Here is an 18,818-nt window from a genome sequence, read left to right as displayed (position 1 = left end):
AGCGCCGCGAGTAGGCGGGCAATCGAAATGCCCGTGAGCGAGGGGGCCAGGGGTGATGGCGGAAGAGGACCGGGGCAACCCGCCCGTCTGCCCCGGCGCATAGAGGGTCGGAGCCGGCCACCCCTCCTCTAGTCATCCCCGTGCCCGGTCTGCCACAGAATGGCGTCGCTGGCACCCGGGCGCTCGAACCAGAACGTCGGGCGCGGGACGGCGGCGGGCCAGATCTGGTCCATCGTCTCGGCCTCGAAGACGCGGCCGTCGACGACCGTGTAGCGGATGGCGGCCGTCTGCCGGAGGTCGTCGAGCGGGTTGCCGTCGAGGACCAGGAGGTCCGCCAGCTTGCCGGTCTCGATGGACCCGAGGTCGCCGGCCATGCCGAGATACGCGGCGCCGTCGAGCGTGGCCGCGCGGATGGTCTGGAGCGGTGTCATGCCGCCCTGCCCAAGGCTCCACAGCTCCCACTGCGCGCCGAGCCCCTGGAGCTGGCCGTGCGCGCCGAGGTAGACCGGCACGCCCCGCGCGCGGAGATCGTCGGCGGCCTCCGCCAGCGTGATGTGCCACCACTCCGAGGCCGGGGCGGTCACCCGGCGGCGCGACCGCGCGTCGACCTGGCCGCGCGGCGTGAACCGGAGCAGCCGCTCGTTTTCCCACACGTCCGACTCGGCGTACCAGTAGTTCTCGCCCCACAGCCCGCCGTAGCCGACCACGAGCGTCGGCGTGTAGCCGACGTTCGTCTCGCCCCACAGCGTCAGCACGTCGTTGTACAGGGGCGCCACCGAGACCGCATGCTCGATGCCCGTGTGCCCGTCGACCACCATGTTGACGTTGTGGAAGAACGTCGAGCCGCCCTCGGGCATCACCAGCATGTCGAGCTCGCGGGCGGCCGCGAGGATCTGCTGGCGCTGCTCGCGGCGCGGCTGGTTGTAGCTCTTGACCGAGAAGGCGCCCACGGCCTGGAGGCGGCGGAGGTGGCTCCGCGCGTCGTCGAGCGAGTTGATCTGGACCCGGATGTCGCCGTCGGCGCCGTAGAGGATGGAGCCCGTCGAGAACACGCGGGGGCCCACGATCTCGCCCGCCTTCACCATCTCGGACAGGCTGAAGACCAGCTCCGTCGAGGCCGACGGGTCGTGCATGGTCGTCACGCCGAAGGCGAGGTTCGCGTAGTAGTTCCAATTCGCCTGGGGCAGCGGCCCGCCCCCAAAGTGGCCCGCGTGCGCGTGGACGTCCACGAGGCCGGGCATGATGGTCTTCCCGGCCACGTCGATCGTCTCGGCGCCCGCCGGCACGGCGACGTCGGCGCGCGGGCCGACGGCCACGATCCGGTTGCCGCGCACGACGACGGTCCCGTCCTCGATCACGCGGTCGCCGTCCATCGTGATCACGCGCGCGCCGACGAAGGCGACGGTGCCCTCGGGCCGGGCGTGGTCCACGACGAGCCCAATCGGCGTGCCGGTCGAGTCCGGCTCGGGCAGGTCGTCGGGGGCATCCGCGCGGAAGGCGAAGGCGTCGTCGAGCGACCGCGTAAAGACCTCGTCACCGATGAGCCAGCGGAGCGTCGTCGCGTCGGTCCAGTGCAAGTCCGTCCCCGCGTCGCGGCTCACGCGGGCGACCGGGATCGCCTTGGTGTCTTTGCTCAGCGCGACGGCCCCGCCGGTCTGCGGGAACGGGGCGACGTAGACGTTGAAGGCCTCCACGAATGCCACGTGCCGCCCGTCGGGGCTGGGCACCACGTCGGTCGCGTACGCGAGCGTAAAGTGTGTCCGCTCGCCGCACTCATTCGGTCGGCAGTCGCTCCCGTCGACGTCGACGCTCTTGACCTCCTTGCTGAGTCCGCCGCCGGTGAGGTAGACGAGGCGCGAGCCGTCGCTCGAGAACACGGGGTCGCGGCCGTCCTCGGTGACGAGCCGCGCGCCGGAGCCGTCGGCGCCCATCACCCAGAGGCCGGTGTCCAGCGTGTGCAGGCCGCCGCGCAGGCCGCTCCCGCCGCCGCGCTGGTAGACCACCTGCATCCCGTCATTCGAAAACCGGGGCGTCTGGTAGTGGCCGGGCCGCGTGGTGAGGATGCGCGAGCGGGCCGACGCGAGGTCGAGCGCACGGACGGCGCCCAAGTCGTCGTCGCTCCACGTCGTGTAGACGACCGTTCGGCCGTCGGGCGAGAACGCGGGGTCGTATTCGAAGTGGGCGTCGGAAGTGAGCCGGGTCGGGCTCGCGTCGCCGCGCTTCTGCCACAGGTGGCCGAGCGCGCTGAAGACGAGCGTTCGGCCGTCGGGCGAAGTCGCCGCGTCGCGGATCATGCGCACCGTGAACCGGTCGGTCGCCGCCGGCCGCTCGCTGCGGACCGCCTCGGTGACGGTCTGCTCGACCTCGGCCGTGAACGGGATCGCCGTCATCGCGCCCGTCCGGGCGTCGACGCGGTGCAGGCCGCCCTGCGCCCAGATCACGAGGGCGCTGCCGTCCGGGAGCCAGGCGTAGTTGGGGTACACCCCGAAGATGGCCCACGTCTCCTGCTGGTCGCGGCTGAGCCCGCCCGTGAGCGGCGTCTCGGCGCCGGTCTCGGTGTCGTAGAGGAAGAGCGCCGTCTCGTCGCGCACCCTGCGGACGAAGGCGAGGTGGCGGCCGTCGGGCGAGGGCTGGGGGCGCGCCGCGCCGCCGGGGCCGCGGAGGATGGTGTCGAGGTCGCCCGTCTCGCGGTCGAGGCGGCGGATGGCGTAGATGCCCGCGTTCGGGTCCTTGTTGTACTCGAAGTTGGGGCCGGGCGTGAGGTCCTCGGAGAAGTAGAGGTACCGGCCGTCGGGCGAGAGCGCCGGCTCGCCCGCGTCCTGCTGGTCGTTGCGGCGCTCGGTCAGCTGGAGGCCGGCGCCGCCGGAGCGGTGGACCATCCACATCTCGCCCGCGCCGAGCGAGCGGCCCGACGTGAAGTGCTTGCGGGCGACGAGGTACTCGCCGTCGGGCGTCCAGACGGCGTTGTTGAGGAGCCGGAAGTCCTCTTTCGTGACCTGCTGCGCGTCCGTCCCGTCGACGGCCATGGTCCAGATGTTGTCGCCGCCGGCGCGGTCGGAGGTGAACGAGAGCCGCGAGCCGTCGGGCGAGAACCGGGGCTGGAGGTCGAAGGCCGGGCCCGAGGTGATCCGCCGGGCCGTGCCGCCCTCGATGGGCAGCAGGTAGAGGTCGCCGAGCAGGTCGAACGCGATCGTGCGCCCGTCGGGGCTCACGTCGAGGTTCATCCACGTGCCCTCGGTCGTCGTAAACCGGACGGTCTGGGTCGGGCCGTGCGCGGCGGAGACGTCCCAGCCCTCGGACACCTCGGCCGTCGTGTCGGGCGGCGCGACCGGCGACGGGTTGGGGTCCGGGTGCTGCGCGGCGACGGGGCCGGCGAGGAGCGCCAGCAGGGCGAGGAGCGAGAGAGGGCGGAGCACGGGCGGTGGCGGTGGGTCGAGAAGAGCGCAGGAGCGCAAGCTGTCTCTAGCGGGGGGCTTGCGCCAGCAGGCGGGCGATGCTGCGAGGCCTCCAAGTAACCACCGCCGGTCGGCGCGCGGTAGGTTCGCAGCCCGCCCCCTCGTCCCCATGCGCACCCTGACCCTCCTCGCCCTCCTGATCCTCACCGCTGGCGCCGAGGCCCAGCCCGCCGACCCGTGGCCGGCCATCCGCGCCGAGCGCATCGCGACGCTGCTGCCCGACGCCATGGACCGCGCGGGCGTCGACGCCTGGCTGATCGTGTGCCGCGAGAACGACAACGACCCGCTCGCGGGGCACGTCGGGTGCGAGAACGCGGGCGGCGAGGCGGCCTTCCTGTTTTTCCGCACCGCCGACGGCCTCTCCCCCGTCGCCATCTCGCCCGCCGGCGAGGCGACCGCGCTGGCGGAGCTAGAGCGGCACGACGAGGTGATCGAGATCCCGCGCGGCGAGCAGGTCTGGCCGTCCGTCGTCGCCTTGTTCGAGCGGCACGACCCGCAAGCGGTCGCCATCAACCGCGGTGGCGGGCCCATCTCGGACGGCCTGTCCTCGACCCAGTACGAGCGGATGCAGGCCGGGCTCGGCGACTGGATGGCGCGGACCGAGTCGTCCGAGACGCTGGTGTCGGAGTGGCTCTCGATCAAGACGCCCGCCGAGGTCCAGATCCTGCGCGAGGCCGCCGCCCTCACGGCGCAGTGGCAGGTCGAGGCGTACGCCGCCGCCGTCCCGGGCGTCACGACGGACCGCGACATCGCGGACTTCCTGGAGGCCCGGATGGCGGAGGCGGGCGTCGGCGACGGGTGGGCGCCCGACCAGAACCCCGCCGTCAACTCCGGCCGGGACCGCGGCCACTCGCACCCGACGGACCGCGTCATCCAGCCCGGCGACTTTATCCAGACCGACTTCGGCATCCGCGTCGGCAACCTGGTCACCGACATCCAGCGCTTCGCGTATGTGCTCGCGCCCGGCGAGACGGAGGCACCCGCCGACGCCCTCGAAAAATGGGAGGCCGCGACGCGCGGGCGCCAGGCCGCCTTCGCCGCCATGCGCCCCGGCGCCCGCGGTGTCGACGTGGACCGCGCGCAGCGGGCGGTGATGGCCGAGAACGGGTCGCTCCCGGTGATGTGGAGCACCGGCCACCCCGTCGGCTACTGGGCCCACGACTCCGGCCCGAGCCTGGGCGGCGGGCAAGCCGGCCGCACGCCGTCCGGCCGCCAGCTCGCGACGCTCCGCCCGGGCATGACGTTCGCCTTCGACGGCTTTCACACGTGGGCGCTCGACGGCGACGATACCAAGACGATCTCGGTCGAGGAGATGGTCGTCATCACCGAGACCGGCGCCGAGTGGCTGACGCCGCCCCAGGAGGACCTCATCCTGATTCCGTCGCGCTGAAGGCGGGTCGGCTTCTAGGCTCAGAACCGCAGCTCGACCGTCGCCCCGGCGCCGGGCTCCGAGGCGACGGCCAGCTCGCCGCCGTGGAGGCGGACCACGCGCCGCGCGAGCGCCAGCCCGATCCCGCTGCCGCCCGGCTTCGTCGAGAAAAAGGGGACGGCCACGCGCTCCAGCACGTCCGCCTCGATCCCGGGCCCGTCGTCGGCGACCGCAACGACGGGCCGCCCACCGGGCCCCGTCGACACGCGGATGGCGACCGTGCCGCCGCCCGCCGCGCCCGTCGCCTCGATGGCGTTCAAGACCACGTTGACGAGCGCCTGCTCAACGAGGTCGGGGTCGACCACCATCTCGAGCCGCGCGGGCTCGACGGCGACCGAGACCGTCACGCCGCGCTCGGCGGCCGTCGTCCGAAAGAGGGTCGCCACGCGGCCCGCGAGGTCGGCGGCCGAGACGACGCGCGGCGACGGCTGGGGGACGCCCGCGAGCGTCCTGTACGCCTCAACAAACGAGACAAGCCCCCGGCTCCGCCGCTCGATGGTCTCCAGCGCTTCGTCGACGGCGGCGAGGTCGCCCTCGTCGGCCAGCCCGCGCGCGGTCCCGGCCAGCGAGGCGATGGGGGCGACGGAGTTGGTGATCTCGTGCGTGAGCACGCGCGTCAGGCGCTCCCAGGCGTCCAGCTCGCGCGCCTCCAGCTCGGCGCGGATGTCTTGGAGCGACGCGAGTGTGTGCGTCCGTCCGCCGAGCGCGAACTGGGTGGCGTAGGCGACCAGCTCCTGCGTCCCGGCGTCGTGCTCCAGGCGGACGAGCGCTCGCGAGCCCGCCCGCAAGCCGACGAGCGCTTGCGCGGCGGCGGGCGCGCGCTGGGCGAGTGCGTCGAGCGTGCGCGGGCGGGCCACCCCGAGGGCGCGCCCGGCGGCGGGGTTGAAGAGCGTCACGGCGCCGTCGTCGCGAAATGCCACGAGGGCCACGCCGACGTGGCGGACGACCGCTTCGAGGTACGCCGCCTGCTCCTCGCGCTCGGCGCGGACCTGTTCGAATGCCGCGCCCACGTCCGCGAACGCCGCCGCCAGCTCCTCACGCAGCGCCCCGCCGCCGCCCGTCGGGATGCGGACCGAGGCGTCGTCGTAGCGGATGCCTTCCAGGAATCGCGTCAGGTCGCGGGCCGGGCGTTGGGCGGCACGGACCAGCCGGACGATCCCCCACCCGGCAGCGCCTGCCGCGACCGCGACGGCCACCCACCACATCTCGCCTCGGCGGGCGGCCGCGACGGCGAGCGCGCCGGCCGCACCGGCCGAGACGGCGACCGCCACGGCCCACGCCGCGACCGAGCCGCGGTGCCGCCGCCATGTCCGGGCGAGCGCCGAGCGCTGGGCGTGCCCGCTCACAGCCCGTATTTCTCGATGCGCCGGTACAGCGACTTCCGCGTGAGCCCCAGCTCGTTCGCCGCGCGCGTCACGTTGCCGCCGTGCATCGACAAGGCCCGGCGGACCGCCGCGCGCTCGATGTCCTCCAGGTCGAGTGAGTCGACGCCCAGGCCGGGGTCGGCCGGCGGCGCGTCGACTGCCGAGAACCGGAGGTCGGCCTCGGTCACCCGGTCGCCGTCGGTCAGGATCACGGCGCGCTCGACGGTGTGCCGTAGCTCGCGGACGTTGCCGGGCCAGTGATAGCCGCGCATGGAGGCACGCGCGCCGTCGGAGAAGCCCGCCAGCTCGCGGCCGTAGCGGGCGGCGTAGTCGCCCAGGAAGTGGTCCGCCAGCAGGTCGAGGTCGGCGCCGCGCTCGCGCAGCGGCGGCAGGCGCACCTCGACGGTGTTGAGGCGGTACAGCAGGTCCTGGCGGAAGCGGCCCTCGCCGACCCACTGGCCGAGCGGCGCGTTCGTCGCGCTCACGACCCGGATGTCGACCGGTCGCCCCTCGCTCTCGCCAACGCGGACGACCTGGCGCCGCTGAAGGACGGCCAGCAGCTTGGCCTGCCCGGCCGCGTCCGCGTTCCCGATCTCGTCCAGAAACAGCGTCCCGCCGTCGGCGGCCTCGACGGTCCCGACGCGGTCGGCCTCGGCGCCGGTGAAGGCGCCCCGGCGGTGGCCGAACAGCTCGGATTCGAACAGGCCGGCCGGGATCGCGCCCAGGTCGACCGGCACGAACGGCCCGCTCGCGCGCCCGCTCAGCGCGTGGACGGCCTGGGCGACCAGCTCCTTGCCCGTCCCGTTCTCGCCCAGCACCAGCACGTTCGCGTCGGTCGGGGCGACGCGGCGGACGACGTCGGCGACGGCCTGCATGGCCGGGCTCGCGCCGAGCACGCCCGCCAGCCCGGGCGTCTCCGATGTTTGCGGGGCAGGCGCCCGCGGGGCGGGGGCCCGCTCGCGCTCGGCGCGCAGGCGGATCGCCGCTTCGACGGCCTCGACGAGCCGGGCGTTGTCCCAGGGCTTCGTCACGAAGTCCGATGCCCCATGCTTCATGGCGCGGACGGCGAGGTCTACGTCGCCGTAGCCCGTGATCATGACCACGACGGCGGCGGGATCCAAGTGGTGGATCTTCTGGAGCCAGTCGAGCCCCTCGCGCCCGCTCGACGCGTCGCGGGCGAAGTTCATGTCGAGCACGACGCAGTCGTAGGCCTGCTCGCGGAGCAGCGTCGGGAGCGCGTCGGGCCGCGTGGCGGTGTGGACCGTCGGGGCGACGCGCCGGAGCAGCAGGCGGACGGCTGTGAGCACGTCCTCGTTGTCGTCGACGACGAGAACCGCAGGTCGCGGAGCACCGGCAGAGCGGTCGGAGGGAGCAGAGGGCACAGGAATCGGGGAGACGACGGGAGGACGGGCGCTCCCCCCGCAAAGGTCGCACGCGCGGGGCCGGGGCTCCACCCCGCTCCGTGGGGACCGGTCGAGCGCCTCCGGAGTGTGCGCCAGCGCGCGCCGACTGTGCGCCAGCGCACACCGCGGCGGCTGGCATCCGCCCCTCGAGGGCGTCAGGGACGGGTCGGTGCGTGGGCACAGGGATTGGAAGTCCCCCGGCAGACCCCGCCCCCCATGCCCACCATTTCCCCCCCCGCCCCGACGAATGGCAGCGATCGCCGCCTCGACGCGCCGTCGGTCCTGGCTCGTCCCGTGTCCGACGCGTCCACTGGCGAGGGGATCGACCGCCGCCGCGCGCGGCGCCGGGTCACCCCGCGCCGCGTCGGGCTCGCCCTCGCCCTGGTCGCGGTCGTCGCCCTGGTCGTTTTCGCCTGGCCGACCGGCGAGCAGACGGTCCGCGTCGACGGTGCGAGCCTGACGCTGGCGACGGCTGAGGAGGGACCGTTCCAGGAGCACGTCTCGGCACTCGCGACGGTCCGCCCGCTGCGGACCGTCTTCTTGGACGCCGTCGTCGGGGGGCAGGTCGCGCGGCGGCTCGTCGACGAGGGCGACACCGTCCGCGCGGGGCAGCCGCTGTTCGTGTTGCAAAACGACGAGGTGGCGCTGCAGGTGGTCTCGCAAGAGGCCCAGCTCGAAGAGCAGGCGGCGGCGCTCCGCCAGAACCGGCTCGCGCTCGACAAGACGGCGACCGAGGGCGCGCAAGCGGCCCTCGCCGTCGACCGGACGCTCGCCGAGCTCGACTACGAGATCGCCCGGCTGACGCGCGAGCGCGACCGGACGGCCGGGCTCGTCGAGCGCGGCGCGACGGCGACCCAGGACCTCGACGCGCTCGCCGGCGAGCTCGCGTACGCCCAGCGCCGCCGCGCCCTGGCCCTCCGCGAGCGCGACCTGACGGCCGCCGCCCGCCACCACGACGGCGCCCAGCGGACCGCCCAGCTCCGCGACATGGAAGCGAGCGTCGGCCGGTTGCGCCAGAACCTCTCGCTCGTCCGCAGCACGACCTCCGACCTAGTCGTCCGCGCGCCCGTCGACGGCCAGTTCTCGGCGCTCGAGGCCGAGGTCGGCGAGCTCAAGCCCCGTGGCGCCCGCCTCGGGCAGGTCGACGTGCTCGCCGAGACCAAGCTCCGCGCCTCCATCGCCGAGCACTACCTCGCGCGCGTCGCGCCGGGCCAGCCCGGCACGGCGACCGTCGACGGCGTCACGTACGCCCTGCGCGTGCGGACGGTGTACCCCGAGGTCGCCGCCGGCCGCTTCGAGGCCGAGCTCGTCTTCGACGGGCCCGCGCCGCCCGCGCTCCGCCGGGGCCAGTCGGTCCGCGTGCGGATCGAGCTCGGCGCCCCCGAGCCGGCGCTCCTGATTCCCGCCGGCCGCTACACCCGGTCCGCCGCCGACGGCCTGTTCGTGCTCGCCCCCGACGGCCGGACCGCGCGCCGCCGCGTGGTCACGCTCGGCCGCCAGTCGCCCACCCACGTCGAGGTGCTCGACGGGCTGGCGCCGGGCGAGCGCGTCGTGACCTCGGCCACCGCCCCCTTCGGCGACGCCGCCATCCTCGTCCTCCAGTAGCCCCCTCCTCCCCTTCCCATGCGTGTCCTCCTCGTCTCGCTGCTCGCCCTGCTGGCGCCGGCCACACCGACCCCCGACGATGCCCTCGCCGGCACCTGGCGCGCCGTCACATCCCGGCCACCGGCCGCCGCCGACGAGCCGGTCACCCAGACCGCCCAGACCCTCGTGGTCCGCCTCGACGGCGCCGAGGCGGAGGGGCGCAGCCGGCGCGTGACCACGCTCGCGTTCGAGGGCGCGTCGAGCGTCCGCGTCGAGCAGACGACGGAGGGCGCGCTGCGCGGCACCGTCGCCGCGGACGGCTCCCTCCGGTTCGTGACGACGCCCGACGACCTGGGCAGCGAAGCGCCTCAGGCCTTCACCGCCCGACTCTCCGGCGCCGGCCGCGAGCTCGTCGTCACCCCGCTCGACGCCTCGGCGAGCGGGCCGGTGACCTTCCGCCGCGTCCGCCCCGACTCCCAGTAGCCCCTCCGACCCCGCTCCCCATGCCTCAGAACCCTGTGCCCCCCGCCATCGCCATCCACGACCTCCGGAAGGTCTACGCCACCGACGAGGTCGAGACGGCCGCGCTCAGCGGCGTCTCGCTGACCATCGAGCCCGGCGAGTTCGTCGCCGTGATGGGCCCGTCGGGCTGCGGCAAGTCGACGCTGCTGAACCTGCTCGGCCTGCTCGACCGGCCGACGTCGGGCTCGTACCAGCTGGCGGGCGAGGAGGTCGGAAGCTTGCCCGAGCGCCAGCGCGCGGCGGTCCGGCGCGGCCGCATCGGGTTCGTGTTCCAGAGCTTCAACCTCATCGACGACCTGACGGTCGCCGAGAACGTGGCGCTCCCGCTCCTCTACCTCGGCGCGTCCAAGGCCGAGCGCCGGGCGCGGACCGAGGCCGCGCTCGACCGGGTCGGGATGGCGCACCGCCGGGGCCACTACCCGGCCCAGCTCTCGGGCGGCCAGCAGCAGCGCGTGGCCGTCGCGCGCGCCGTCGTCGCCGGCCCGCCCCTCCTCCTCGCCGACGAGCCGACCGGCAACCTCGACTCGGCGAATGGCCAGGGCGTGATGGACCTGCTGGCGGAGCTCAACGCGGCCGGCACCACGATCGTGATGGTGACGCACTCGCCGTCCGACGCCGAGTACGCCCAGCGCGTCGTCAACCTGTTCGACGGGCGCGTGGTGAGCGAGCACCTGGCGGCCCGGGAGGGCGGCCTGCTGGCGTCGACCCTCGCCCCCGCCCTGCTCTAGATCGCCGCTCGCCAGCCGCTCCCCTCCTGCCCTCCTCTCCCATGTGGATCCACCACCTCCGAATCGCCCTCCGCGCGCTCCGCCGCGACGCCGGCTACGCCGCCCTCAACGGCGTCGGCCTGACGGTCGCCTTGGCGTGCTGCGCGCTGATCGCCCTGTTCGCCCGCGCCGAGCTCTCGTTCGACCGCTTCCACCACAACGCCGACCGGCTCGTGCTCGTCGGCGTCGAGAGCCGGCTCGGGCAGGAAGTCGACCAGAGCGTGTCCTCGTCGTACCCCGTCCACCTCGCCGCGGCGACGGCGCCGGGCGTCGAGGCCGCCACGGTCATGTCGATGCGGGCCAGCACGACGCCGATCTTGCGGCCGGGCGAGCGCATCGACGAGGCCGACGTGATGTTCGCCTCGGCCGACTTTTTCGACGTGTTCGACTTCCCGGCCGTCGCCGGAGACCCGGCGGCCGCGCTCGCGGGCCCGGGCCAGGCCGTCCTGAGCGAGAGCGGCGCGCGGCGGCTCTTCGGGAGCGTCGCGGGCGCGCTCGGCCAGCCGTTCCGCGCCGAGGCCCAGCGCGACACCCAGGACGTGGAGGTCGCCGCCGTCGTGGCCGACCCGCCCCGGACGTCGAGCGTCCGGTTCGAGGTGCTCCTGCCGACGGCCGAGCTGTCCGAGTCGGACCGCGCGCCGGACAGCTGGGGCATGCGGAAGTGGCAGACGGCCGCCCGCTTGACGCCCGGCACCACGACCGCCGCCTTCGACACCCAGATGGCCGCCGCCGTCGCCCCCCGCACCCAGGCCGCGCTCGACGCCGGGCACGACCCGGAGCGCTACTTCGCCGTGCCGCTCATCTACTACCGGCTTTCGGAGCTGAACCGGGCCGACGGCTTTCTGGGCGACCCGGCCTACCTCGCCCTGTTCTCCGCGGCGGCGGCGCTCGTTCTGCTTTTGGGATTGATCAACTACGTCAACCTGGCGACGGCGCGGGCGGCGCGGCGCTCCCGCGAGGTCGGCGTCCGGAAGGCGCTCGGCGCCGGGCGCGGAGCCGTCGCCGCGCAGTTCCTGGCCGAGGCCGTCGTGCTGACCGTCCTGTCCGGTCTGGCGGCCCTCGTCGTCGCCGCGCTCGCGGTCCCGGCCTTTAACGCCGGGTTCGGGACCGACCTCCGGGCGGCCGACCTCGACGCGCCGTTCGTGATCGCCGTGCTGGCGGCGTCGGTCGTCGTGGGGCTGCTGGCCGGCGCGTACCCCGCCGCCGGGCTCGCGCGGCTGGACCCCGCGTCCGTGCTCCGGGGCGCCTCGTCGCGGAGCGGGAAGCCCTCGCGCAATACCCTCCGGCGCGGGCTCGTGGCCGTCCAGTTCGCCGTCGCCATCGGACTCATCGCCGCGACCGGCTCCGTCCTGCGCCAGGTGGACTACGCGAGCGAGGCGGACCTGGGCTTCGAGGCCGAGGGCGTCGTGGCCATCCCCCTCAAGCCCGACCGGGGCCCGGGCGTCCCGTGGGAGGCCGCGTTCGACGTGGTCCGCCAGAGCCCCCACGTCGCCGCGGCCACGACGGCGACCTCGTACCCGGGCGCCGTCTGCTGCCGGTTCTCCATCCCCCTGGGTGACGACCGGCCGGACGAGTTCATCATGTACGCCAACCTCGACGCCGAAGCCGGCTACACCGACGTGCTCGGGCTCGACCTCGTCGCCGGGCGCCCCGTCCTCGACGGCGAGGCGGCCACGGTCGTCAACGAGGCGTTCGTCGACGCGATGGGCTGGCCCTCGGCCGAGGCCGCGATCGGGCGGACGATCGAGGCGAACGCCGAGCTCGAGGTCGTCGGCGTCGCCCGCGACTTCCGGTTCGAGTCGTGGCGCACGGCCGTCGAGCCGGCCGCGATCCACGAGGCGGCCGACAACGCGGCGTGGGGTTACCCCAAGTCGTACCGGTCCGTCCTCGTCCGCTTCGAGCCCGGCCGCCAGGCCGAGGGGCTCGCCGCGCTCCGCCAGGGCTGGGACCGCCTCGGCACCGACCAGCCCTTCGAGCCGGCTCCGCTCGCCGACACGGTCGCCGAGATGTACGCGTCCGAGCGCCGGCTGGCGGGCGTGCTCGGCGGCTTCGCGCTCGTCGCCGTCATCGTGGCGTGCCTCGGGCTCGTCGGGCTGGCGGCGTACACGGCGCAGCGGCGGACCAAGGAGATCGGCGTCCGCCGGGCGCTCGGCGCGTCCGTGGGGCAGGTCGTCGCCCTGCTCTCGCGCGAGTACGCCGTGCTGCTGGCGCTCGCGGCCGTCGTCGCCGTCCCCGCCGCCGTGCTCGCCGTCCGGACCTGGCTGGAGGGGTTCGCCTACCGCGCGCCCCTCTCGCCCCTCCTCTTCGTCGGGGCCATCGCCCTGACGGCCCTGCTGGCGCTCGCCGTCGTCGGCGTCCAGGCCGCGCGCGCCGCGCGCATCTCGCCGACGACCGCCTTGCGCACCGAGTAGTGCAGCGGCGAGACCCTCCCTCCTTCCCGTCCCCACCCCCTGTTTCACTACCCACCCTCCCTCCCATGACCCTCCGCATCCTCCCCCTCCTCCTCGCCCTCGCGTGTGCGGCGCCCGCCGTCGCCCAGACCGTCGTCCTGTCCAAGACCGACAGCGGCGTCCGGATGTCCTCGGCCACCGCCACGCCGCACGGCGGGGAGCCCGCCGCCGTCGTCGTCCTCGGCGACTCTGGCGCGTGGTCGCTCCGCCCCTTGTCCGCCGGCGACGTCCCGACGCACGTCGTCTCCCAGATGGCGACCGCCAACCAGCGCTGGCGCGAGCACCGCCGCGACGCGATGCAGCGCCAGCCGCGCCCCGACACCGTCTCGCCCCTCTGGGACCCCGGCGAGAACGTCGACCTCCGCGACACCCGCTCCTTGTCGATGGCCCGGTACACCATCCACGCCACGGTCCCCACCGACCGCCTCGACGCCGTGCTCGTCCGCCTCGCCGACGACGGGGCGCTGGTCGGGCTCGAGGCCACCTCCCAGGGCGAGCGGGCCCGCGTTGAGGCCACCTTCGGGTTCGACTCCGTGTCCGCGTGGGCGGACTGGAAGGCGGCGCCCGCGACGGCGGCCCTCCTCGCCCCGCTGGCCGACGCGCAGACCACGCTCCACGCCCAGTAGACGATGCGCGCCGCCCTCCTCTTCCTGCTGCTCGCCGTCGGCGTGAGCGCCCAGCCCGCCGAGCGCGTGGTCCCGCTGGGCGAGGCGCTGGGCCTCGCCCGCGTCCACTCGGCCGCCGTCCTCCGCGCGGCGGCCGAGGCCGAGGGCGCGCGGGCCTCGCTCGACGCCGTCCGCGCCAGTCGCCGGCCCGCGCTGTCGGCGTACGGCGGCGGCGGCCAGCGCTACGGTCTCGCGTTCGACCAGACGACCGGCGCCCTCACCCAGGCCACCATCGAGTCCATCGACGCGGGGCTGGCGGCCGAGGTCGTCGTGTTCGACGGGTTCGAGGCCCGGTCGCGCGCTCGGTCGGCGTCGGCGGCGCTGTTGGCGGCCCGGCTCGGTGGCGAGCGCGCGGCGCACGCGGCGGCGGCCGAGACGGTCCGCGGCTACCTCGCGGTTGCCCAGGCGCGAGCCGCCCGGGAGGTAGCCGAGGCCGAGGCCCACGCGCAAGCCCGGCTCGCGGACGAGGTCGCCGCCCAGGTGGCCCTCGGCGCCCGCCCCGCATCGGAGACCGCCGAGCAGGCCGAGCGCGTCGCCGCCGCCCAGACGGCCGTCGTGCTCGCCACGCGCGACTTGGCTCTGGCTCGTGCCGGACTCGTCCGCTTGCTCGGTCTCGACCCGGCCGGCACCTACGCCTTCCCGGCTCCGCCAGCAGCCGACCCCACGCCTCTCCCCCCCACCGAGGCCCTCGTCACCGACGCCTTGCGCACCCGCCCCGACATCCGCGCCGCCGACGCCGCCACCGCCGCTGCTCGGTCGGACATCCGCGCCGCCCACGCCAGCCGCTTGCCGCGCATCGCGCTCGCGGCCTCCGTGGGGACCGGCTTCACCAGCGCCGCCGCCAACCCCTTCGGCGGCCAGTTGTCCGACAACCGGGCCGGCTCGCTCGGCCTGCGCGTCTCGGTCCCCCTCCTCGACCGGGGCGCCACCCGCGCCCAGGTCCGACAGGCGACGGCCCGCGCCTCCGCCCTCGGTGCCGACGCCGCCGACGCCCGCCGCGCCGCCGCGCTCGACGTCGAGACCTCCCGCGTGCGTCTCGACGCCCTCGCCGAGATGCTCCCGCTGGCGTCCGCCCGCGTCGCTGCCGCCGAGACCGCGCTCGCCGCCGAGCGCGCCCGCTACGATGCCGGGACCACCACCCTCCAGGCCGTCTCCCAGCTCCGTACCCGCCTCACCGCCTCCCGCACCGACGCCGCCGTGCTCGCCGTGACCACCCGCTTCGAGCGCCTCCTGCTGGCGCTAGCCACCGGCACCGTCCTCTGAGATCCGGCCTCACAGCGCCCGCCACGCAAGCGCCCGGACGCAGGCCGTTCCAGCGGCGCGGGCACCCCTCTCCTCGTGCCGTCGCTCAGACGAGACGCACCACCTCCTCGGCGCACCCCCACGACAGCGTCACGCCGGAGCCACCGTGCCCGTAGTTGTGGATGACGCGCGTGCCGCCGACGTTCTCCACGTCCAGCCGCACCGTCGGCCGGCACGGTCGGATCCCGACGCGGTCCGCCAGCACGGGCGCGCCGGCCAGCTCCGGCACCACGCGCACGCACCGCGCGCGGATGGCCGCCGCGACGGCCGGTTCCACAGTCGCGTGGTCGACGTCTTCGTCGGCGGTGCCCCCCAGCACCACGTCGGACACGCGCGGGATCACGTACGTCGGCCCGGCATCGTCGATCAGGAACCGCGTGACGCCGGGGGCGCGCACGATCTGGATCTGGCCCCCCACGCCGTAGACCACCGGATCATCCACGACCTCGCGAGCCGCCAGCCCCGTGCAATTCACGACCGTACCCGCCACGCCCCGGACCTCGTCCAGGCTCGCGACCGCCCCGCGCACCAGCCGCCCCCCCTCGGCCTCGACCTGTCCGACGAGCCACCCGAGGTACACCGACATGTCGATGACGGGAAGCCGCAGCGCGTAGCCGTCTCGGTAGCCGGGGGGGAGCTCCGCCGCCGCCGCCCGGCGAAACCCGGGGACTGCCGTCGCCCACCAAGGATCTCCCACGAGCTCGCGGAAAACCTCTACCCCGTCGCGCATCACCACGCCCGTCGCGGCGTCGTCGGCGAGTCGGGTGAACGCCCGCAAGCTGACCTCCCCCCACCCCAGCACGCGCTCCACTGGATCGGCGCGGTACGGGTACCAGATCGCCGCCGCGACGGCGGACACGGTCTCGGAGGGCAGGTCTCGGGTACGAATCTCGACGGCGTGTCCGGCCTCCAGCAGCCGGAGCGCCGCCGAGAGCCCTGACACGCCAGCGCCGAGTACCAAGATGTCCATGCGTCGAATGGCGAACGGGCCCCAATATCCCGACGGCGGAGCCTGGCGGCCCACGCCCTACGCGGCAACGTGTCCCCTCTCCCCGCCGGGAGAGGGATGAGGAGAGAGTCGGGGGCTGCGGAGGCGCCGTCCGAGTGGCGGCGCATGGATCCGCGCCTGCGCGGGGTGGAAGGCTGGCGGGTTGGAGCCCACCCCAAGAAAGAACCGCCCCGGCTCGCGTGAGCTGGGGCGGTCAACGTCGAGACGGAGCGCGTCCGCTACTTGGCCGACAGCGCCTCGGCGCCCGACGAGATCTCGATGATCTCGGTCGTGATCGCCGCCTGGCGGACCCGGTTGTAGGTCAGCTTGAGGTCCTTGAGGAGCTCGCCCGCGTTCGTGGTCGCGTTGTCCATGGCCACCATCCGCGCGCCCTGCTCCGAGGCGTTCGACTCCAGGAGCGCGCGCCACAGCTGGTACTGGAGGTACTCCGGGATCAGCCGCTCCAGCAGCGCCTCCGCCGACGGCTCGAACAGGTACTCCACGTCGCCCGCCTCGTCCGCGTCCGTGTCGAGCGCCGCGTCGCCCTCCATCACCGGGGTGAAGAAGGTCTCCGCCGGGATCGGCAGGAGCTGCTCGGCCACGCGGTTCTGCGAGATCGTGTTCTGGAACTCGTTGTACACGACCTCCACCACGTCCCACTCCCCATCGAGGAACCCCTCGACCGCCAGGTCGACGACCTCACCCGCGAGCGGGAACTTGAGGTCGTTGAAGACGCCCTGGTAGTCGCCGATGAGGTCGAAGCCGCGCTTGCCGAAGTACTCGTGCGCCTTGCGCCCGACGGCCAGGATCTTGAGCGTCCCGGCGTCGCGCTGGGTGGCGAACCGCTCGGCGATCGTGGCCTCAGCCACCTTCAGGAGGTTGGCGTTGAACGCGCCCGCCAGCCCGCGGTCGCTCGTCACCACGATCAGGAGCGCGCCGTCGACGGCCTCGCGCTCCTGGAAGAGCGGGTGCGTGGCCACGTCGAGCCGGGCGCGCAGGTGCCCGATCATCTCGCGGATCTTGAACGCGTACGGCCGCGCCGAGAAGATGCGCTCCTGGGCCTTCCGCAGCTTGGCCGCCGCCACCATCTTCATGGCGCGCGTGATCTGCTGCGTGTTCTTGACCGAGCCGATCCGGCTGCGGATGTCTCTGAGGCTCGCCATGGCTTGCGGGGACTGAGGGGATAGGGACTGGAGGGACTGGGAGGCCGAGGACGGGGCCCGAAGACCCATAGTCCCCAGTCCCCACGTCCCCGTAGTCCCTCTAGGCCGTGTACTGCGCCGCCAGATCCGTCGCCTCCTGCGTGAACGCCGCGACGGCCGCGTCGTCCATCTTGCCCGTCGACGTGACGGCCGCCAGCACGTCGGCGTGCTTGAGACGCAGCGCCTCGCGGAAGTCGGCCTCGAAGGCGCGGACGCTCTCGACCGGCACGGCGTCGATCAGGCCCTGGCCGGCGACGTAAATGATGGCCGTCTGCTCGGCGACGGGCACGGGGTCGTACTGGCCCTGCTTGAGGACCTCCACGAGCCGCGCGCCACGGTTGAGCTGGCGCTGCGTGGCGGGGTCGAGGTCGGAGCCGAACTTGGCGAACGCCTCCAGGTTGCGGTACTGCGCCAGGTCGAGGCGCAGCGTGCCCGAGACCTTCTTCATCGCCTTGATCTGGGCGTTGCCACCCACGCGCGACACGGAGACGCCGACGTTGATGGCCGGGCGGACACCCGCGTTGAAGAGGTTCGACTCGAGGAAGATCTGGCCGTCCGTGATCGAGATCACGTTCGTCGGGATGTACGCCGACACGTCACCGGCCTGCGTCTCGATGACCGGCAGCGCCGTCAGCGAGCCGCCGCCCTTCACCATGCCCTTGAGGCTGTCGGGCAGGTCGTTCATGCCCTTCGCGATCGTGTCGTCGGCCGTGATCTTGGCCGCGCGCTCCAAGAGCCGCGAGTGGAGGTAGAACACGTCGCCCGGGTACGCCTCGCGGCCCGGCGGGCGGCGGAGCAGCAGGGACACCTCGCGGTAGGCCACGGCCTGCTTCGACAAGTCGTCGTAGATGCAGAGCGCGTGGCGGCCCGTGTCGCGGAACAGCTCGCCGATGCAGGCACCGGCGAACGGCGCGATAAACTGGAGCGGGGCCGGGGCCGACGCCGGGGCGTTGACGATGACCGTGTACTCCATGGCGCCGTAGCGCTCGAGCGCGGCCTGGAGCGTGGCGACCGTCGACGCCTTCTGGCCGATGGCCACGTAGATGCAGTAGACCGGCTTGCCGCCGGGCTCATGCGTCGTCTTCTGCGACAGGATGGTGTCCAGCAAGACGGCCGTCTTGCCCGTCTGGCGGTCGCCGATGACCAGCTCGCGCTGACCGCGGCCGATCGGGACCATCGCGTCGATCGCCTTGATGCCCGTCTGGAGCGGCTCCGTGACCGGCTCGCGGTAGATGACGCCCGGCGCCTTGCGCTCGATGGGCATCTCGAAGGTCTCGCCCGCGATCGGGCCCTTGCCGTCGACCGGGTTGCCGAGCGGGTCGACGACGCGGCCCAGCATGCCCTCGCCCACCTTGATGGAGGCGATGCGGCCGGTCCGGCGCGCCTCGTCGCCCTCGACGACGGAGTTCGCGTTGCCGAAGAGCACGGCGCCGACGTTGTCCTCCTCGAGGTTCAGCACCATCCCGGTCACGCCGGACTTGGGGAACTCGATGAGCTCGCCGGCCTGGACCTTGGAGAGGCCGTAGAGACGGGCGATGCCGTCGCCCACCTGGAGCACGGTGCCGACCTCATAGGTGTCGGTCTCGGAGCTAAAGTTGCCCAGCTCCTCGCGGAGCACGGCGGTCACTTCGTCGGGGCGGATCGCAGTTGCCATGGTTCGATTGTCGGGTTCGGGGATCGGGTGTCG

General features: G+C 74.0%; 13 protein-coding genes. 7 read left to right on the top strand and 6 right to left on the bottom strand.

Annotation, left to right across the window (positions count from 1 at the left end):
• Positions 1-128: 128 nt before the first annotated feature.
• Positions 129-3,416, bottom strand: a complete 3,288-nt coding sequence (locus ACLII4_RS06230) for an amidohydrolase family protein (protein WP_412070034.1) — start codon at positions 3,414-3,416, stop codon at positions 129-131.
• A 148-nt stretch (positions 3,417-3,564) separates the two neighbouring features.
• On the opposite strand from ACLII4_RS06230, the gene ACLII4_RS06225 reads away from it, so the two are divergent.
• The gene (locus ACLII4_RS06225; RefSeq protein ID WP_412070033.1) at positions 3,565-4,845 is read left to right on the top strand and encodes a M24 family metallopeptidase; all 1,281 of its coding nucleotides are present in this window, start codon (positions 3,565-3,567) and stop codon (positions 4,843-4,845) included.
• A 20-nt stretch (positions 4,846-4,865) separates the two neighbouring features.
• Here ACLII4_RS06225 and ACLII4_RS06220 read toward each other — a convergent pair whose 3' ends face one another.
• Together ACLII4_RS06220 and ACLII4_RS06215 are read right to left on the bottom strand one after the other, a co-directional pair.
• Positions 4,866-6,230: a sensor histidine kinase gene (locus ACLII4_RS06220; protein ID WP_412070032.1), complete on the bottom strand. Its 1,365-nt coding sequence runs from the start codon at positions 6,228-6,230 to the stop codon at positions 4,866-4,868.
• Positions 6,227-7,630 (bottom strand): sigma-54-dependent transcriptional regulator, encoded by a 1,404-nt coding sequence (locus ACLII4_RS06215; protein ID WP_412070031.1) that lies wholly within the window; start codon positions 7,628-7,630, stop codon positions 6,227-6,229. Before ACLII4_RS06215 ends, ACLII4_RS06220 begins: the two co-directional genes overlap by 4 nt.
• Before the next feature lie 315 nt (positions 7,631-7,945).
• Between ACLII4_RS06215 and ACLII4_RS06210 the strand changes: the two genes are divergently transcribed.
• From ACLII4_RS06210 to ACLII4_RS06185, 6 genes are all read left to right on the top strand, one after another.
• The gene (locus ACLII4_RS06210; protein ID WP_412070030.1) at positions 7,946-9,256 is read left to right on the top strand and encodes an efflux RND transporter periplasmic adaptor subunit; all 1,311 of its coding nucleotides are present in this window, start codon (positions 7,946-7,948) and stop codon (positions 9,254-9,256) included.
• 18 nt (positions 9,257-9,274) lie between these two features.
• Entirely contained in the window at positions 9,275-9,718 is a 444-nt protein-coding gene (locus tag ACLII4_RS06205; RefSeq protein WP_412070029.1) for a hypothetical protein, read from the top strand.
• A 20-nt stretch (positions 9,719-9,738) separates the two neighbouring features.
• On the top strand, positions 9,739-10,485 hold the full coding sequence (locus ACLII4_RS06200; protein ID WP_412070028.1) for an ABC transporter ATP-binding protein: 747 nt from the start codon (positions 9,739-9,741) through the stop codon (positions 10,483-10,485).
• 41 nt (positions 10,486-10,526) lie between these two features.
• A complete protein-coding gene (locus tag ACLII4_RS06195) occupies positions 10,527-12,935 on the top strand; it encodes an ABC transporter permease (protein ID WP_412070027.1) in 2,409 nt (802 codons plus the stop codon).
• Between the two features lie 65 nt (positions 12,936-13,000).
• Positions 13,001-13,600 carry a hypothetical protein gene (locus ACLII4_RS06190; protein WP_412070026.1) on the top strand — a complete coding sequence of 200 codons (600 nt, stop codon included), beginning with the start codon at positions 13,001-13,003 and terminating at the stop codon, positions 13,598-13,600.
• Between the two features lie 3 nt (positions 13,601-13,603).
• The gene (locus ACLII4_RS06185) at positions 13,604-14,902 is read left to right on the top strand and encodes a TolC family protein (protein WP_412070025.1); all 1,299 of its coding nucleotides are present in this window, start codon (positions 13,604-13,606) and stop codon (positions 14,900-14,902) included.
• Between the two features lie 85 nt (positions 14,903-14,987).
• Here ACLII4_RS06185 and ACLII4_RS06180 read toward each other — a convergent pair whose 3' ends face one another.
• From ACLII4_RS06180 to atpA, 3 genes are all read right to left on the bottom strand, one after another.
• Entirely contained in the window at positions 14,988-15,911 is a 924-nt protein-coding gene (locus ACLII4_RS06180) for an FAD-dependent oxidoreductase (protein ID WP_412070024.1), read from the bottom strand.
• Positions 15,912-16,168: 257 nt separating this feature from the next.
• Positions 16,169-17,092, bottom strand: coding sequence for an ATP synthase F1 subunit gamma (gene atpG, locus ACLII4_RS06175; RefSeq protein WP_412070023.1), 924 nt, complete (start codon positions 17,090-17,092; stop codon positions 16,169-16,171).
• A 100-nt stretch (positions 17,093-17,192) separates the two neighbouring features.
• Entirely contained in the window at positions 17,193-18,785 is a 1,593-nt protein-coding gene (gene atpA / locus ACLII4_RS06170; RefSeq protein WP_412070022.1) for a F0F1 ATP synthase subunit alpha, read from the bottom strand.
• Positions 18,786-18,818 lie beyond the last annotated feature (33 nt).

It is taken from the genome of Rubrivirga aquatilis (assembly GCF_046845665.1).
Taxonomy (GTDB): Bacteria; Bacteroidota; Rhodothermia; order Rhodothermales; family Rubricoccaceae; genus Rubrivirga.
The sequence above is the reverse complement of the archived record's forward strand: the minus strand, read 5'-3'. Positions and strand labels throughout refer to the sequence as shown.

Bases quoted from the DNA above. Each gene is read 5' to 3' on its own strand.
- ACLII4_RS06225 (WP_412070033.1), top strand. From the start codon at position 3,565: ATGCGCACCCTGACCCTCCTCGCCCTCCTGATCCTCACCGCTGGCGCC.
- ACLII4_RS06205 (WP_412070029.1), top strand. From the start codon at position 9,275: ATGCGTGTCCTCCTCGTCTCGCTGCTCGCCCTGCTGGCGCCGGCCACA.
- ACLII4_RS06200 (WP_412070028.1), top strand. From the start codon at position 9,739: ATGCCTCAGAACCCTGTGCCCCCCGCCATCGCCATCCACGACCTCCGG.
- ACLII4_RS06195 (WP_412070027.1), top strand. From the start codon at position 10,527: ATGTGGATCCACCACCTCCGAATCGCCCTCCGCGCGCTCCGCCGCGAC.
- ACLII4_RS06190 (WP_412070026.1), top strand. From the start codon at position 13,001: ATGACCCTCCGCATCCTCCCCCTCCTCCTCGCCCTCGCGTGTGCGGCG.
- ACLII4_RS06185 (WP_412070025.1), top strand. From the start codon at position 13,604: ATGCGCGCCGCCCTCCTCTTCCTGCTGCTCGCCGTCGGCGTGAGCGCC.
- ACLII4_RS06180 (WP_412070024.1), bottom strand. From the start codon at position 15,911: ATGGACATCTTGGTACTCGGCGCTGGCGTGTCAGGGCTCTCGGCGGCG.
- atpG (WP_412070023.1), bottom strand. From the start codon at position 17,092: ATGGCGAGCCTCAGAGACATCCGCAGCCGGATCGGCTCGGTCAAGAAC.
- atpA (WP_412070022.1), bottom strand. From the start codon at position 18,785: ATGGCAACTGCGATCCGCCCCGACGAAGTGACCGCCGTGCTCCGCGAG.